This window comes from Rhodoferax sp. PAMC 29310, assembly GCF_017948265.1.
In the GTDB taxonomy this organism is placed as follows: Bacteria; Pseudomonadota; Gammaproteobacteria; order Burkholderiales; family Burkholderiaceae_C; genus Rhodoferax.
In genome coordinates this window covers 402,181-418,591 of record NZ_CP072852.1, presented here as the reverse complement: position 1 = coordinate 418,591, position 16,411 = coordinate 402,181, and the positions used below count along the sequence as shown (strand labels likewise).

Here is a 16,411-nt window from a genome sequence, read left to right as displayed (position 1 = left end):
AGCACAAGGGGACTTATTTTGAAGATACTGGTGGTTGATGACCATGCATTGGTCCGAGAAGGTTTGCGCGAGGTCTTGAAAGGGCTTGACGAGCAGATCCACGTCCTTGAAGCGCCCGCCTGCAGCCGGGCGTTCGAGCTGGCAGCGCTGCACCCCGACCTCGACCTGGTCTTGCTGGACTACCATTTGCCCGACATGAACGGGCTGGCCGCCTTGTCGATATTTGGCAAGAATCATCCTGAATTGCCGATCATCATGCTGTCCGGATCTGTCAATCCCAAGGTCATGCGCCAAGTCTTGGCACAAGGCGCAGCGGGCTTTATGACGAAATCGGGATTGAGCGATGATTTGCTCGGTGTGATTCGCCGGGTTTTGGAGGGTGAAATTTTCACTCCGCCTGAACTCCTCAATTTATCAGGATCACTTCAAGCCGACGAGTTGGAATCCACACCAGCCAGGTTTGTACTGACACCGCGTCAGGAAGAGGTGCTTTATCTGCTCATGGACGGCCACTCCAACAAAGACATCAGTCGCAGCCTGGACCTGTCAGAGGAGACCGTCAAAAACCATGTGAGTGCCATTCTGCGAGGTTTTGATGTCCAAACCCGCATTCAAGCCGTGATTGCGGCCAGCAGCCACGGCTACTTCAAGCCACTCCCGTTGGTCTGAGCCTGAAGGGCCAGCCGCCGAACCAGGCTGCGCAACTTGGCCGGTCGAACCGGCTTGTGCAAGAGGATCAGCCCCTGATTTTTTGCTTCCTGAATCAAGGCGACATCGGTATTTCCGCTGATCAAACATGCCGGAATGGGATGCCCCGCCATCGCCCGCAGGTGTCGAATGCAATCCAACCCGTTGTCGCCGTCACGGAGACGAAAGTCGCTGACGATGAGGTTGGGCACGCCATTGAGCAATACATCAGCCAATGCGCCGGCGATGGACTCCGCCTGGCGGACTTTCGCCCCCCAGGATGTCAGCAGCGCCACCAACCCCTCTCTGGCCAATACGTCGTCCTCCACAACCAGAATGTTAAATCGATCCAATTCATCAAAAAGTACGCTATCGCGGCCTTCATCACGTGAAGTTGGCACGTTGGTTTGAGTCAAAGCCAGAGTCAACCGGAACCGGGTGCCACAACCAGCGGCAGACGCCAGTGTGAGCTCGTGCCCCAGCAATCGCACGGTGCGCTGGACAATATTCAAACCCAGACCCAAGCCTTTGCTTCGATCACGTTCGCTATTGCCCACCTGAAAGAATTCCTTGAAGACAGCCGATTGATGCTCTGGCGCGATGCCAATACCGCTGTCTCGCACCTCAATATGGGCGAGTCGCTGATCAGCGCTGAGTCGGCACGCCAGCATCACCGTGCCTGACCGGGTGTATCGCAAACCATTGGTCAGCAAGTTCAACAAAACCCGGTACAACAGCGCAGGGTCACTCATCACCTTGGCACGGGTCGGGCGAACACGAAGCCTCAACCCCTTTTCCTCGGCACTCAGCATCAAACTGCTTTGCAACTGGGCAAACAAATCACCCAAGGCCACCGGACGAATTTGCACTTTTACCGCGCCAGCGTCGAGCTTGGAGATGTCAAGCAGACCATCCAATAAATCCTGCATCGCCCTCACCGACGCGTCAATGTTGCCGATCAACTGCTGAGTGTCACCGTCGTGCCGAAGTTGAGCCAGTCTGGCAACAAACATTCCCAGTGCATGTATGGGTTGGCGCAAATCATGACTGGCTGCGGCCAAAAACCTGGATTTTGCCAAAGTGGCGGACTCTGCCTCCTCTTTTTTCTCGCGCAAAGCGACGGTGGCAGCGGCAACGCGTTGTTCAAGCTCATCGCGACCAAACTCCAGTCGTTCGGCCATTTGGTTGATCCCCTGACGCAACTCACGCAATGGATCATCGGGCAGCACCGCAGCGCGAGCGGCCAAATCCCCTCGGCCAATTCGGTCCACCAGGTCAAACACGCCCAAAATAGGCAGGACGACGCCTCGGCTAAGTCGGGTCGCCAGGAGGGCCCCCAAGACCACGCCAGCCAAAGTGACCGCCAGGCCCAGTAGAAACATCTCTCGCTCTCGACGGTCAAGTGACTCCCTCGAAAACTCTATCACCACATGGCCTAATAAGCGCCGTTCGGGGGCTGCATCGTCGCTTTTGCGGTCAAACAGCCCATCTACACTGACTGAACTCTCAACGACCGGTTGCCACATCAAATCCGTTCGGCGCACCGAATCGTGGCGCTCCCCTTCTGCGCCCGTCAGGACCGGCAAAGGATAACCAAGAGTCCCCGCACTGGCCAGCCAAGCGCCTCGCGCATCCAGAATCGCAACAGATCGAACGTCCGCCTCCCTCATCCCCCCCAATGCAATGCCTTGAAGGTGGATCACGTTGGCGGAAAAAAGGCCGTATTCGCTGGCGGTGGCGACCTGACGCGCCAACGACCGAGCCCGCTGGTTGTGGCTCCGGTCCAAGTCATCCACTCGCGCACCAAAAAAGAGCGCGGCCAACAACACGGCGATCAGTGTGACTGGCAGAACCGCCGCCAACAACATTCGACTTCGAATATCCAGAACTTTCATGGCGCCAGCTCTCGCTTTCGAAGTTGCCCGGTCAACCCGTCGGGGGTTATGTTCAGTCCCAGCGAGTGGGCCACATGCTCATTTACCGCCACGGTGAAGTTTTGTGCATAAATGGGGGCGATCGGTAGGGATTTTCCCTGTAGCAAGACGCCTCGTGCGAGCGATGCCACCTGCTGTCCAATTTGATTTGGAGTGACATACAGTGCCAACACCGCGCCAGCTCGCACATACGCCGGCGAAAATGCAACCAACGGCACTCGTGCCCGGAATGACGCCAGCAGTATGTTCTGAACCGTGTTGCCGTTAAACACAACCGGGTCTGCGAACGCCAACAACACATCGGCCTCATCCAGCACCCGCTTTAAAGCGGGAAACAGGGGCTCCTCAGGGGCGACGACCGATTCCGTCAACTGAAAACCTGCAGACTGCGTCAAAGCCCGCAGTGATGGCGCCTGTGTCTGTGAATCAGGTCCCCACAAAACGCCAAGCCGCCTCGCCGATGGCAAGGCTTGGCGAATCAACTCCAATTGGCGGCTCAGGGGTTGGTCGAGATAGATCGCTGAAAACTGGGAGGACACTTTGCGACTACTGGAGCGAAGAATCCGCTCAAAACTGCTTCGCGGCAGCAAAGCGGAAAGAATCGGTGTACGGATATCGGACATTGCCAAGGCCAGAGATGCCTCAAAACCCAGCGTGACGATCAATCTAGGAGATCGGTCACCCCAGTCCGTCAATTCATTCACCGTTATCTGGTGCACCTCATTGCGCGCAATCCCGCCTCGCTCCAACTCCACGATCAGCGACTCCGCAGTCTCAACATAGGCCGCACTGCGTTCGCTGCTCACAATGAGCAGGCTGGTTGCAGCACCCGCACTCCCGCTGAGCAGCCAGCTCAGCCAGAGGACAAGGTGAAGAAGGTGGCGGCCCATCTGTTTTGAGTTGAGCTTAGTTCTCTATGCGCAGCGTGACAAAAGCGCGCCGCTCAAAGCGAAAAAGATTGTCAAACTCCATGAAAGGTAACCCCAGGTTTTGAACGACCAATGCAACTTCGCCTTTCTGGCGGCCCCAACGCATGGGAATTCCCAAGCGCAGGTCAGTTCGCATCATCGCGCGGGCACTGGCAATTCCGGCGCCCTGTGGCGTCACCGTGCTGCTGTTCTGATGCATCAAACTCAGATCGATGCCCCCCGAAAGGCGCTGCGTCAGCATCAACGTCGTCGCACTTTGTGGAGCCGCCTTGGCAGAGCCTGGGTCCCTGGAGCGAACATCTGTAAAGGCTTGCCCCAGAACAAGTTTCGCGTCGCGCCAAGGACGCCAGCCAAGCTGGTATTCGACTCCCTGAATGGTGAAATCCTCGCTATTGACATAGTCCAGTGCTTTAGTGTTGAGCAGCGAGGAGCCGGCGGGCAAGGAGTAGGACACCTGCCGGACAAAGCCCCTGATACGCTCCTCAAAGGCGCGCACATCAAGCTCCAGTCCAAGGCGAGGCAAGCTCGCCAGATATCCCAATTCGCGGGTCACCAGGCTCTCTGCGTCGATGTTTCCCCGTGACGCCGTGATCACCGCCAAGGTTTGACCACTGAAGTAGTAGCGGGTGTTGCCGAATTTCTCATAGGTGCTGGGTGGGCGGTAGGCCTTGGATATTCCGGCACGCAGGGTATGACCCGGCGCCAAATGCCAGTTCAACATAACCCGAGGCGCAAACGTCTCCTCGCTTGCTGAGCTGTATTCCAGCATGGCGCCAGAGTTCAGAACAAAGTCGTCCAGAAACTTCCATTCCGCGTTTCCGAACAGTCGAGTGAAATTGGTCACAAAAGGGGTGCCCGTGCCATAGAGTGGCTTGGACTCGACTTCTTCACGTCGCAACTCGCCCCCCCACACAAAGCTCCAAGCGGGGCTGGCACGCCAAGTGTGCTGCACCATCAATGAATCGTTGGTGGCACGCCCGCCAAAGTCAACGACCACGTTGCTGCTGTACCCATAGGGCTGAAGCGACAAGAGGAAATTATCCCGGTGGGACTCTTCCGTGTGAGATACCGTCAGCGCCACATCTTCGTTTTTATTCAGCGTTCGGCGCCAGTCAAGCTGCGCAAACCCGGAGCCGAAATAGCGGTCGCGACGCGGATCATTGGCACGTCCGGCAAATCCTTTGCCAGCGTCAATTGACAAGGTGCCCGCCCTGAATTGAAACTCATCTTGAGCTGAGGCTCTTAGATCAGCTCTCAGGTTCACCCGGCTGATTGCGTTGTGTCCGTTGGAGCCTGCCAACCCCTCATCCGCCCGACGGTCAACCGTCAGACGATAGCTGGCTTGGGCTGTGCCCCAGCCGATGCGGGCTTGAACGTCACGAACACCGTTTTCCCCCGCCCCGACGGACGCTTGCGCACCCTGGGTGTCCAAAGTGTGCCGAGTCACGATGTTGATCACCCCCAACATCGCCCGCGCACCATAGGCCGCGGAATTGGAACCCCGCAGAACCTCGATGCGCTCAATGTCCTGCAACGCCACCGCCTGCAAACCTGGACCGACGCCGCCAAAAAGAAATGGTGAATAGGTTGAGCGCCCGTCCACCAAAACTTGGATTCGTGCCGAGTAGCTGTCAAAGCCGCCGTGATAACTGGCCACCGGCGCCCCGGTTTCAAAGGAGCTGCTGGTCTGAAACCCGGGCACCAAGCGCAGCAGGTCTGCGACATCGCGCGCACCTGACAGACGAATCATGTCTCGATCCAGAATGGTGACTGCCCCCGGTGTGTCGTCCAGCCGCTGCGGCAGGCGCGACACAGACAGCACGATCGGCATCTCAGTGAAAAAGTCTTTCTCTGACAGTGCGTCCGGCATTTGGGCGCAAACAGACCCAGCCCACCCCAAAACGATGGACAGAAACACGGAACGATTCATTGGTGTGACCTTGGTATTTTTATGGGCTCCCATGGCCTCATTTTGCCTTGCCAACTCGCTATTTCCTCCCTGTTGAGGACCAAAGCGCCCACTTAAGCCCGACTGACTGCCTAAAATCAGTGGGTGAACAACATTCTGAACATTTCCGCCTACAAATTCGTCCCGATTGCCGATGCGCAGGAGCTGCGAGAGACGCTCTTTGAGCGCGCCATCTCTCGTGAACTCAAGGGCACCATTCTTTTGGCCGAGGAAGGCATTAACCTGTTTCTGGCTGGCGACGCCGATGCGGTTCGCGGTTTCGTGACTGAATTGCAGGCAGATGCGCGATTTTCCGACGTGAACCCCAAAGAGAGCTGGTCGGCCGACCAGCCCTTCAAAAAAATGCTGGTCAAGGTCAAAGGCGAGATCATCCGCATGAACCATCCGGCTATTCGCCCGTCCAGCGGTCGCGCGCCGGCAGTCACACCGCAAACGGTCAAACGCTGGCTGGACGCAGGGGTCGATGATGAGGGTCGTCCGGTCGTAACACTGGACACCCGCAACGCATTCGAAGTCGATCAGGGCACGTTTGAGGGCGCCATTGACTGGCGCATTGACAAATTCACAGAGTTTTCGCAAGCGTTTCTGGACCACCGGGCCGACCTTGCGGGCAAGACCGTGGTGAGTTTTTGCACGGGGGGAATTCGCTGCGAAAAAGCTGCCATCCTGATGCAGGAGGCCGGGCTGGACCATGTGTACCAGCTCGAGGGCGGCATTCTCAAGTACTTTGAGGAAACAGACGGCAGCCACTACCGCGGCGGCTGCTTTGTGTTTGATGAGCGCCGGGCGCTGGATGCCGACCTGTCGATCGTCCAACCCAGCCCTGCGAATCAATAAACTAGCGGGCCAAATGAATGGCCCGCCCTCTAACCGGTCAGGCCAGTTCTTCGACCTGCACCAACCGGGCGGCGAACTCGGCCACGCGCTGGCCGTAGGCCTTGGCCGTATCCAGGTCACCTTGAGGAATATCGGCTGCCGGGCTGGTAGGACCCACTTGAGCCATCAAGCCGGAGTTAGAACCAATGCGGTTGATGGTGCCGTCATTCAATGCCGGTTGACCCACCCAAATCATGCCTTGCTGCATGGCCAAGGTGATGAAGTACTGGATGGTGGACAACTTGTCGCCACTGGGGCTGGCAGAAATAGTAAAGCCACCGGCCACTTTGTCTTTCCAGGCGCTAGTGAACCAGCGCTTGGAGGTGGCATCGGCAAACTTCTTGAACTGCCAAGAGGCCATGCCCATGTAGGTGGGTGAACCAAAAATGATCGCGTCAGCTGCGTCCAATGTGGCCCAGTCCGCATCAGTGATGTTGCCATCGGCGTCAATGGTGATCAGCTCGGCATTGGCGCCGTCCGCCACAAACTGGGCGACGCGTTGGGTGTGGCCGTAACCGGAATGAAATACAACTGCTGTCTTTGCCATGTGAATACTCGTTTTCTGAAGTAAAGGTAAAAAGGTTGAGCCTGCCGTGCAAGCTCGCGGGAACTAAAAATATTGTGTTGAAACGTTTGCTCAGGCGGTGAGATCAAACACCAGCACCTCGGCATCCTTGCCCTGGTTCAAAGTGAGTTCAGACTCGCCTTCTATCAAGGCTGCGTCGCCGGTGGTCAACGCCGTGCCGTTCACGCTCAACTCACCTCGCACCAGGTGCACATAGCTCTTGCGTGTCCGATCCAAAGCCAGTGTGGCCGTTTGCGCTCCATCCAACAAACCCGCGTACAAGCGGGCATCCGCATTCAATGTCACAGAGCCTCGGTCACCGTCCTGCGAGGCAACCAGCCGCAATACACCCTGCTTCTCTGAATCGGCAAAGGATTTTTGTTCGTAGCTGGGCTCCACGCCGGTGACGTTGGGCTCAATCCAGATCTGCAGCAAATGGGTGGTCGCATCGGGTGCGTGATTGAACTCACTGTGACGAACACCGGTGCCCGCGCTCATGCGTTGAACATCTCCGGGCGGAATGGCCTTGATGTTGCCCATGCTGTCTTTGTGCGCCAGGGAACCGGCCAGCACATAGGTGACGATCTCCATGTCGCGGTGGCCGTGAGTGCCAAAACCTTTGCCGGCGGCGATCCAGTCCTCATTGATCACCCGCAGGTTGCCCCATCCCATGAACTTGGGGTCGTAGTACTCGGCAAACGAAAAGCTGTGCTGAGACTGCAGCCAGCCGTGGTCTGCATAGCCGCGGTCTTTGGATTTACGAAGAGTGAGCATGGAATTCCTATTGGTCTGCGACGGTCTGAACCTATGTCTCAAATTTAAGGCGGGGCGCCCTGTTCGCAATCCATTCGGTTTGATGGCATCATTCAAAATATTCGAATTCATGAATGCCAACCATGCAAACGCCTCGCGATGTATTGACCCCAGACGCCTTGGCCATGCTCCAAATCATAGCCAGCACGGGCAGCTTCGCTGGTGCGGCCCGCGAGCTTGGGGTAGTTCCCAGCGCGCTCACCTACCGGGTGCGCCAAATCGAGGATGCGCTGGATGTATTGCTGTATGACCGCAGCTCGCGTCAAGCCCGACTGACTCGAGCCGGCGCGGAATTACTGCACGAAGGAAGCCGACTGCTGGACGAGATTGATGCGGTCGCCAACCGCGTCAAACGTGTGGCAACAGGTTGGGAGTCGCAACTGACGATTTCCGTGGACACCATCATCTCCAAAGCAACCCTCATGGAGCTGTGCGACAGTTTTTTTTCACTCAACCCGCCCACGCGAATCAAACTGCGTGACGAAACGCTGTCTGGGACGTTGGAGGCGCTGACGTCCGGACAAGCAGACTTGGCGATCGGGGTGGCAGGCAGTAGCAGCAATGCCAGCATTCGCACCAAGCCGCTAGGAGAGGTGAATTTTGTCTATGCTGTGGCGCCGCATCACCCCTTGGCCAATGCGCCCGAGCCACTGAGCGATGAACTGATCCGCCAGCACCGTGCTGTGGCCGTGGCCGACACCGTGAGCCGCGGGGGTGGATTGACCTTTGGCCTCCTGGGTGGGCAAGACGTTTTCACTGTGGCCACCATGCACGACAAAATCGACGTGCAGGTACGCGGACTGGGGGGAGGATTTGTTCCGGACTGCATGGCCAATCCCTTTGTAGAAACCGGCCGATTGGTTGTCAAAGAAGTGGAGCGGACCAATCGCTTGGTGGCGATTCATTACGCCTGGCGAGACGCGGGAAAACAGGGTCAAGGACGGGCCATGCAGTGGTGGCTCTCGCAGCTGGAAAGTACGACCACACGTGCCGCTTTGCTCGCCCACCACCGGGGCGTGTAAAGTGCATGTGGCACAACAACAATTGGAGACATCTTTCATGAGCACTTCCAAATCCAAACCACAAACCCGCATCAAGCACTTTGCCGTCGTCGGCGCCGGTATGGCGGGCATTGTTTGCGCCCGAACCCTGGCGCAAGCGGGACACAAAGTGACCGTGTTTGAAAAGAGCCGAGATGTTGGCGGTCGCATGGCGACGCGTGACAGTGCCTTTGGCACGTTTGACCACGGTGCACAGTATTTCACCGTGCGCGATGCGCGTTTTCAACAGGCCTTGGACACTGTGCCCGGTGTTTGCAAACGATGGAGTGCCACCACCATTCGTGTGCTGGATGACTTGGGCCGCATCGCCCAGGCCGACCGCCCCACCAGCGAGGCCCATTGGGTCGCCACGCCCGGCATGAAGGCCTTGCCACGCCGATGGGCACAACCCCTGATCACCGAACAAACCGTCGAGCTGGGCAGCCGTGTCAACCGTATTTCGCGGGATGCGCTCAACGCCAAGCAGTGGCAGCTTCACACGCAGGGTCCGGCCGACGAGCAACATGTGTTCTCAGGCTTTGACGCGGTGTTGTTGGCGATGCCCGCCGCTCAGTCTCAGTCCCTGCTGCAGGAATCCAAACTGGTTGCGAACCTGAGCAAGCAAATCGACAAGGTTCAAGTTGCCCCCTGCTGGACGTTGATGCTCGCTTTTCCCCAAGCCATGCAGCCCGATTTTTCGACGCTGGGGCCCCAATGGAATGCGGCGCGCAGCACCCACCACCGCATCGCCTGGCTGGCCCGTGAGTCGTCCAAGCCCGGCCGAGGCGGCGTGGAGCGCTGGACCGTACAGGCCAGTGCCGCATGGTCGCAGGAACACCTCAACGACGACGCCCCCCGCGTCCAGGCCAAGCTGCTCAAAGCCTTTGGCGAAGTCACCGGTATTCGCGCCCAGCCCAGCCACCAGGACATGCAGCGCTGGAGCTACGCCAAAACCATTCAACCTCTGGGAAAAACCCACCTGTTGGACGCCAAAACAGGCGTGGGCCTGTGCGGCGACTGGTGCCTGGGCAACCGGGTTGAAGACGCCTTTGTATCCGGCCTTGAACTCGCATTGGCGGTTTGCTGATTGACCCTACTCTTTTAAACTGACCACTGACGCGGCCCTGTGCCGCGTTTTTCACGCCCCATGCGCACTGCCCCACCGGCCCGCTATATCGGCCGCTTTGCCCCCTCTCCCACGGGCCCGCTGCATGCGGGCTCTTTGGTGGCTGCGCTGGCCAGTTGGCTGGATGCCCGTGCCCATGACGGGCTGTGGCTGGTGCGCATTGAAGACGTCGACACACCGCGCTGCTTTCCGGGCATGGACGAGCACATCCTCCAACAACTCAGCGCCTGCGGGCTGCGGCCCGACCAGCCCCCCGTATGGCAATCCCAACGCAGCGCGCTCTACCAAGCCGCGCTCGACACCCTGGTGCAACAAGGCTTGGCCTACCCCTGCGGCTGTTCGCGCAAAGAGATCGAAACGGGTTTGCTGGAAAGCGGACACGAGCGCGCGCGCCACGGCGAGCTGATCTACCCCGGGACTTGTCGCAACGGGCTGAAAGAGAAATCAGCCAGAGCCTGGCGACTGCGCACCGATATTCCTAAGAAAAATCTCCCTCCAGCGCATATTCCACCTGCACAAGAAGCTATTTATTCAATAGCAATCAACACCCTTCATTGGACAGACCGGCGCCTGGGGCCCCAGCAGCAAAACGTGGCCACCGCCGTGGGCGACTTCGTGCTCAAGCGGGCCGATGGCTGCTACGCCTACCAACTTGCCGTGGTGGTGGACGATGCCGAACAGGGCATCACCGACGTGCTTCGCGGTGAAGACCTGACGGACAACACCGCGCGTCAAATTGCGCTGCAACAAGCCCTTGCACTGCCCACCCCGCGCTACCTGCACACGCCTTTGGTGTGTGGTGACAACGGCGAAAAACTCTCCAAACAAAACGGCGCATCCGCGCTAGACACCCATGATCCACTGGCCGCGCTCAACCACGCCGCCCACGTGCTGGGGCTGTCTGAACAAAGTGGCACAGTGGGCAACGCTTTGAGTGCCTGGACGCAACACTGGCGCAAGCACGGCCCGCCTCTCTACAATCCTGCACCGTGAACGATACAAATCCAACCGACCCCACCCTGCCCGAAACCCCCGCGGGCACCCGAAAACTTCGCATTCGGGGCAGTGCGCCCGAGGGCGTGGCCTACCCCAAAGAAATCAAGAGCTTTGTGCGCCGCGCTGGCCGCATCACCACCGGCCAGACCAAAGCGTTTGAAGAGCTGGGCGCCACTTTTCTGTTGCCCTACCAGCCAAACGCTATTGATTTCGAAGCAGCTTACGCTTATGCAGCAAGCGCCAGAGGCCAAAATGATGTAAGGAATGCACCCGTCATTCTGGAAATTGGCTTTGGCATGGGCGAAGCCACCGCCCACATCGCTGGCGTCATGCCTGAGAAAAACTTCTTGTGCTGCGAAGTACATGAACCCGGCGTGGGCGCCCTGCTCAAACGCATTGGCGAACAAAGTCTGAGCAATATTCGCATCGTCTCGCACGACGCGGTGGAAGTCATTGACAACATGCTGCTGCTGCAAAGCCTGGATGGCGTGCACATCTTTTTCCCTGATCCGTGGCACAAAAAGAAGCACAACAAGCGCCGCCTGATTCAAGCCGGCTTGATTGCCAAACTGGCCGCACGCCTGAAAGTAGGCGGCTACCTGCACTGCGCCACTGACTGGCAGCCCTATGCCGAGCAGATTCTGGAAGTGCTCAGCGCCGAGCCCTTGCTGAAAAACACTGCCAGCGGCAGCCATCCTGAATTGGCAGGCTACGCACCCAAGCCGCACTACCGCCCTCTCACCAAGTTTGAAAACCGTGGCATCAAGCTCGGCCATGGGGTGTGGGATGTGGTGTTTGAGCGCGTCTAGCCTCCAGCGCTTGCCATGAGCACCCCGGCGGCCCTCGTCGTGCCGCCTGCGCTGGACGGCGTTGGCCCCAGTTCGACCGTGTTGCCTGCGGGGTCCTGGCCCACGGTGCTGGCATTTTTGGTGGAAAAATTTGCCGCCATCTCTGAGGTTCAATGGCTTGAACGCATGGCCCTAGGCAAGGTGATTGACGCTTTAGGGCAGCCCGTCGCCGCCGATCGGCCCTATCAGCCCCTGCTGCGCATCTACTATTACCGCAGCGTGCCCAACGAACCGCGCATTCCGTTTGATGAGGTCGTGTTATTTCAGGACGAGCATCTCATCGTGGTCGACAAGCCGCATTTTCTGCCCGTCATGCCGTCGGGCGGTTATTTGCAGGAAACCGTGCTGGTTCGGCTCAAACGCCGCCTTGGCCTAGACGCTCTGGTGCCCATCCACCGCATTGACCGCGACACGGCCGGCCTGGTGATGTTTTCGGTGCAAACCAGCAGCCGGGGCGCCTACGCTGCGCTATTTCGGCAACGCGAGGTCAAGAAAACCTACGAGGCGATTGCTCCTTGGCGTACCGACTTGGCCCTGCCGTTGACCCGGGAAAGCCGCATTGAGGAAGCGGGCCATTTCATGTTGCAACAAGAGGTGGATGGCCCGTCCAATGCGGTCACCCATATCGAGGTCATTGAGGTGCAGGGCCTGTTGGCCCGCTACCGCTTGCGCCCCGTGACCGGGCAGCGCCACCAGTTGCGCGTTCACATGGCCGCGCTGGGCTTGCCCCTGCTGGGCGACGGTCTGTACCCCACCCTCACCCCCGAGGGGCAAATCGACTATGAGCATCCTTTGCAATTACTCGCCCGCTCGATAGAGTTCACCGACCCGGTCACAGGACAAGCTCGCCAGTTCGATAGCCAGCGGCAGCTCCAATGGAGGCTTGGGGCGGACGCCATCTAGCCCCGTCGTTTGGAATGGCCGGCCAGCACCGCCGGCCCAAGGGCTCGAATCAATGCAAGCTGGTCAGCTTGTCGGACTCAATCGCCGCATCCAGCGTGTCTAACAAGGCCTTGCGCACCTTCAGCTTGGTATTCGCGTGAGCCTTCATATTGAGTTTTTTGAACTCCTGCGCCACCGCATTCGCCGTCGCCATCAGCTGGTCGGCAGGCACCACCTGGTCCAGAAAGCCAGCCGTCATCGCGCTTTGGGGGTTGAACATCTCGGCGTTGATGACCGAGCGCTGAAACACGGGCGTGCTCAGCCGGTCACGTGCCAAGGCAATGCCCACATGGTGCATGGTCATGCCAATTTTCACCTCGTTCAAACCAATGCTGAAAGCGCCCTCAACGCCAATACGATAGTCGGCAGACAACAGCATGAACGCACCTTTGGCAACCGCGTGACCCGGGCAGGCCACGATGATGGGCTGCGGATGGGCCAGCATGCGCCGGGCCAGCATGGAGCCGGCCGCCACCAAATCAATGGCCGCCTGGGGACCGGACATCATGACCTTCAAGTCATAGCCTCCGCTCAAAATGCCGGGCTGCCCGGTCACGATCACGATGGCCTCGGCGGCCTGGGCTTGATCCAACGCAGTATTGAAGGCCTCAATAACCGCCGGAGACACCGCGTTCACCTTGCCGTTGGCCAAGGTCAGCGTCGCCACGCCGTCATTCAAACTGTATTGAACCGAGTCGCTCATGATGAAAGTCCTGAAAAAAGTGTAATCCTACAGTCTAGTCTGCGATCGGGGGATGGGGAATCGCGATCGGGACAGTCAGTCCGAAGTCAACCAATCAGTGGTCGGTTCTGCTGTTTTCCGAGGGGGTAATAGACTGGCTGCTTTGTAGTGCAATTCGGTTGGCTCGACTGTCTATCAGCCTATCCCCCACCTGGGGGATGGACAAAATTTCCCCTCGCCATCAGACTTCGCTGAAAATTACATGTGGTAACAAGCCATATATTCAGCCCATGCTCATGACGACGCCGCCGCTATCGATCGACCTACAGGGCAACCGACAGCAGCGCATCTTGACCGTGGTTGCGACCTATGTCTTGTTATGGTTGCTTCTTTGGTTCGCCGCTCGAATTGCTGATGTGTTGGGGGGCGCCAGCCTTTGGTTTTTACCTGCCGGACTCCGGTTTTGCGCATTTATTTTGATTGGATGGCCTGCGCTACTCATTGAGTTGGCGACAGTGCTCATCGCCAACTTGATCAGTTTTGTGTCTTCTGGCCGAACGGCGCCAGAACTTTTGTCCGCCCAGGCCGGGTGGTTGTTCTACGATTGGTGCGCTTTGCCCTTGGCCTACGCGGCTGTCATCTTTCCATTTCGACGGACCTTGCGGAATCGGCTTGATCTGACGCTGCCCAAGCACAGCGCTTTGTTCATCGGTGCCGCTCTTGCATCGGCGATCGTGGGCGCAATGGTTGGTGGTTTCTACCTGGTCGGCTCGGGCATCATTCCACAAGGGCAATGGGCGCAGGCATCGGTCTCCTGGTTCACAGGCGACTTCATCGGCATCATCACGCTGGCACCGTTGCTACTCGTGCGGGGTTGGCCGTGGCTTGTGAACTACATGCAGGAAGGGCAGCAGGACAACTCACTGGCGTCCATCCCGGGCGATGCTAACCCTTACGCGGACCGCAACACGATTTGTGCCGCGTTCCTGGCACTGCTGATTGTCTTTGGGGTACCCGCCTACCTCAGCTTTGATCTTCAATTTCCGCTGCTGGCCTTGTTGTTGCTCGTGCCGCTGGTCTGGGTGGCGCTCAGCTACGGGTTGCGCAGTGCCGTACTGGCCGTCATCTTGCTGGACAGCGGCATGGTGTTGGCAGTGGCGCTGCTTAATCAACAGCAGATGGCGCTGGAATTCCAGATGGTCATGATCGCTATTGCACTGGTGGGGCTCTGGCTTGGCGGCGCCGTGGCGTCACGCAATCAGGTCTTGCAAAACTTCAACAAGCAACTGCTCACTGAGGTCGCGCAGCAAACACTGGCATTTCAGGAGGTCAACCGGGATCTGGGGGTCAAAGAGCAGCATTTGCAGCTTGTGCTCACAGCCGCCCCGGTTGGGGTGCTGCAGTTGGACGGCGCCGGGCGCTGTACCTATCTAAACGGCATAGGCCGATTGCTGACCGACTGCACCTCTGAGCAGGCGCTTGGCAAACATCTTTTTGATTTTGTGCATCCGCAGGACCGCGACATGCTGGAAACAGCCTGGGTTACCCATCGTCAGAGCGGCAAAGTGCAAACGTTGGAGGTTCGCTTGGCCAACAGCCTTTGGTGTTCCGCCCACTGGATTCATCTGCCGCACTCAGACTCGTCGACGGAGGGGGCCATTTTGGTGCTGACGGATTCAACCGAGCACCGCCAGCGCGAAGATCGGCTTTGGATGCTTGGCCACCACGACTCCCTGACTTCTTTGCCCAATCGGAAGCTTTTCCTTGATCGCACTGATCAAGCACTGAGTTTGGCGAAACGCCGGGGAAATGGAGCCGCGATACTCTGGATTGATCTTGACGAATTCAAGGCCGCCAACGACACCCTGGGCCACGCGGCCGGTGATGCCTTGCTGCAGCAAGTGGCTCAGCGGCTCAAAAATCGCATCCGCGACAGCGATACCCTGGCCCGGATTGGGGGCGACGAGTTTGCGTTGGTCATGCCCGAGGTTAAAAATGCGGAAGCGGTGATGCAAGTGGCACTCGAACTGGTGGCCAGCCTCCATGAGCCGTTCACATTGCCACAGGGCGGGGCAAAAATTTCCTGCAGCATCGGCATTGCGATGTACCCGGAACACGCCGACACGGTCAACGACCTGATGCAATGCGCGGATGCGGCCATGTACCGCGCCAAACACGCCGGTAAAAATCAGGTGCAGATGGGCAGTGATCAGCCATTTGAACTACTCGATCGTGCCGCTTAAGCCTCTTTGGCTGACGAAGTGGCCGGAGATTTTCGGGGCTGTGCTCTTTCTTCAACGAAGATAGCCAGTATTTTTGGATAAATTGGCCTATGGCTCCCGCCAATCATGCGCAATCGGCTACTTATTCAATAGCAACTAATCCTCGATCAACACCGCCAGCATGTCCTTCGTCCAGGCGATAGAGCCTTCTTCGAGCAAGATGCCTTTCTTCAAAATCATGTGCTGGATGCGGGCGTGGCGACTCAAAGATTTTCCCGGTGGGAAGTCGCGGGCTTCGATGTCTCGGTAAGTTTGCAGCTTGTCCTGGTGCTGGTCGATACGTCGTTGCAACTCGCCCTGCAGCCCCAGCGGGCCCAAAGCGGCGTCGGCGCGCAAGCGCACGGTGAACTCATCACGCAGGTCCATGGGCGCTGAGGGCTCTGCGGCCCAACGCAACAACTCATCGCGACCGGCTGGCAAGACGCTGTAACTGCGTTTTCGGGTGTTGCCTGCGTCCGGTGCCGCGCTGGATTCGACCCAGCCAGCCGCTTCCATGCGGGCCAGTTCGCGGTAAATCTGCTGATGCGTGGCATGCCAGAAGTAGCCAATGGACTTGTCAAAACGCCGAGCCAGGTCGTAACCCGAGGACGATTTCTCAAGCAAGGAGGTAAGCACAGCGTGTGACAGAGACATGGGCCAGAGTCTAAGTGGAGTAAACCCTCTATGCAACCAGTTGCACAACTGGCATGATGCCCCTAAACTTGTGCAACTGGTTGCATAGT

15 protein-coding genes are annotated in these 16,411 nt (G+C 58.3%); 8 read left to right on the top strand and 7 right to left on the bottom strand.

Translation table 11 applies throughout. The annotated features are described in order from the left end of the window. Positions 1-18: 18 nt before the first annotated feature. A complete protein-coding gene (locus J8G15_RS01900) occupies positions 19-669 on the top strand; it encodes a response regulator transcription factor (protein ID WP_210545672.1) in 651 nt (216 codons plus the stop codon). Here J8G15_RS01900 and J8G15_RS01895 read toward each other — a convergent pair. From J8G15_RS01895 to J8G15_RS01885, 3 genes are read right to left on the bottom strand one after another with little or no spacing between them, the layout of a single operon-like run. Next, entirely contained in the window at positions 642-2,582 is a 1,941-nt protein-coding gene (locus J8G15_RS01895; RefSeq protein ID WP_210545670.1) for a response regulator, read from the bottom strand. The two genes, J8G15_RS01900 and J8G15_RS01895, sit on opposite strands and share 28 nt — an antisense overlap. After that, positions 2,579-3,511 carry an ABC transporter substrate-binding protein gene (locus tag J8G15_RS01890; RefSeq protein ID WP_210545668.1) on the bottom strand — a complete coding sequence of 311 codons (933 nt, stop codon included), beginning with the start codon at positions 3,509-3,511 and terminating at the stop codon, positions 2,579-2,581. The genes J8G15_RS01895 and J8G15_RS01890 overlap by 4 nt, the downstream gene beginning before the upstream one ends. Positions 3,512-3,527: 16 nt before the next feature. Continuing rightward, complete coding sequence (locus tag J8G15_RS01885; RefSeq protein ID WP_210545666.1) at positions 3,528-5,480, bottom strand: TonB-dependent siderophore receptor; 1,953 nt, start codon at positions 5,478-5,480, stop codon at positions 3,528-3,530. Positions 5,481-5,603: 123 nt separating this feature from the next. Here J8G15_RS01885 and J8G15_RS01880 point away from each other — a divergent pair, with 123 nt between their 5' ends. Next, positions 5,604-6,356, top strand: coding sequence for a sulfurtransferase (locus J8G15_RS01880; RefSeq protein ID WP_210545664.1), 753 nt, complete (start codon positions 5,604-5,606; stop codon positions 6,354-6,356). A 37-nt stretch (positions 6,357-6,393) separates the two neighbouring features. Here J8G15_RS01880 and J8G15_RS01875 read toward each other — a convergent pair whose 3' ends face one another. Further along, complete coding sequence (locus J8G15_RS01875) at positions 6,394-6,942, bottom strand: flavodoxin family protein (RefSeq protein WP_210545663.1); 549 nt, start codon at positions 6,940-6,942, stop codon at positions 6,394-6,396. A 90-nt stretch (positions 6,943-7,032) separates the two neighbouring features. After that, complete coding sequence (locus J8G15_RS01870) at positions 7,033-7,734, bottom strand: pirin family protein (protein WP_210545661.1); 702 nt, start codon at positions 7,732-7,734, stop codon at positions 7,033-7,035. Between the two features lie 122 nt (positions 7,735-7,856). Between J8G15_RS01870 and J8G15_RS01865 the strand changes: the two genes are divergently transcribed. From J8G15_RS01865 to J8G15_RS01845, 5 genes are all read left to right on the top strand, one after another. Further along, positions 7,857-8,795: a LysR family transcriptional regulator gene (locus J8G15_RS01865; RefSeq protein ID WP_210545659.1), complete on the top strand. Its 939-nt coding sequence runs from the start codon at positions 7,857-7,859 to the stop codon at positions 8,793-8,795. 100 nt (positions 8,796-8,895) lie between these two features. Beyond that, positions 8,896-9,900, top strand: coding sequence for an NAD(P)/FAD-dependent oxidoreductase (locus J8G15_RS01860; protein ID WP_370627533.1), 1,005 nt, complete (start codon positions 8,896-8,898; stop codon positions 9,898-9,900). A gap of 60 nt (positions 9,901-9,960) precedes the next feature. Beyond that, positions 9,961-10,932, top strand: a complete 972-nt coding sequence (gene gluQRS, locus J8G15_RS01855) for a tRNA glutamyl-Q(34) synthetase GluQRS (RefSeq protein WP_210545656.1) — start codon at positions 9,961-9,963, stop codon at positions 10,930-10,932. A gap of 26 nt (positions 10,933-10,958) precedes the next feature. Continuing rightward, on the top strand, positions 10,959-11,744 hold the full coding sequence (gene trmB, locus J8G15_RS01850) for a tRNA (guanosine(46)-N7)-methyltransferase TrmB (RefSeq protein ID WP_210547420.1): 786 nt from the start codon (positions 10,959-10,961) through the stop codon (positions 11,742-11,744). A 15-nt stretch (positions 11,745-11,759) separates the two neighbouring features. Further along, a complete protein-coding gene (locus tag J8G15_RS01845) occupies positions 11,760-12,686 on the top strand; it encodes a pseudouridine synthase (protein ID WP_210545655.1) in 927 nt (308 codons plus the stop codon). A 49-nt stretch (positions 12,687-12,735) separates the two neighbouring features. Here the strand turns inward: J8G15_RS01845 and J8G15_RS01840 are convergent, their stop codons facing one another. Continuing rightward, complete coding sequence (locus J8G15_RS01840) at positions 12,736-13,428, bottom strand: crotonase/enoyl-CoA hydratase family protein (RefSeq protein ID WP_210545653.1); 693 nt, start codon at positions 13,426-13,428, stop codon at positions 12,736-12,738. Between the two features lie 269 nt (positions 13,429-13,697). Between J8G15_RS01840 and J8G15_RS01835 the strand changes: the two genes are divergently transcribed. Then, the gene (locus tag J8G15_RS01835) at positions 13,698-15,650 is read left to right on the top strand and encodes a diguanylate cyclase domain-containing protein (RefSeq protein ID WP_210545651.1); all 1,953 of its coding nucleotides are present in this window, start codon (positions 13,698-13,700) and stop codon (positions 15,648-15,650) included. A gap of 135 nt (positions 15,651-15,785) precedes the next feature. Here the strand turns inward: J8G15_RS01835 and J8G15_RS01830 are convergent, their stop codons facing one another. Beyond that, on the bottom strand, positions 15,786-16,322 hold the full coding sequence (locus J8G15_RS01830) for a PadR family transcriptional regulator (RefSeq protein ID WP_210545649.1): 537 nt from the start codon (positions 16,320-16,322) through the stop codon (positions 15,786-15,788). Positions 16,323-16,411 lie beyond the last annotated feature (89 nt).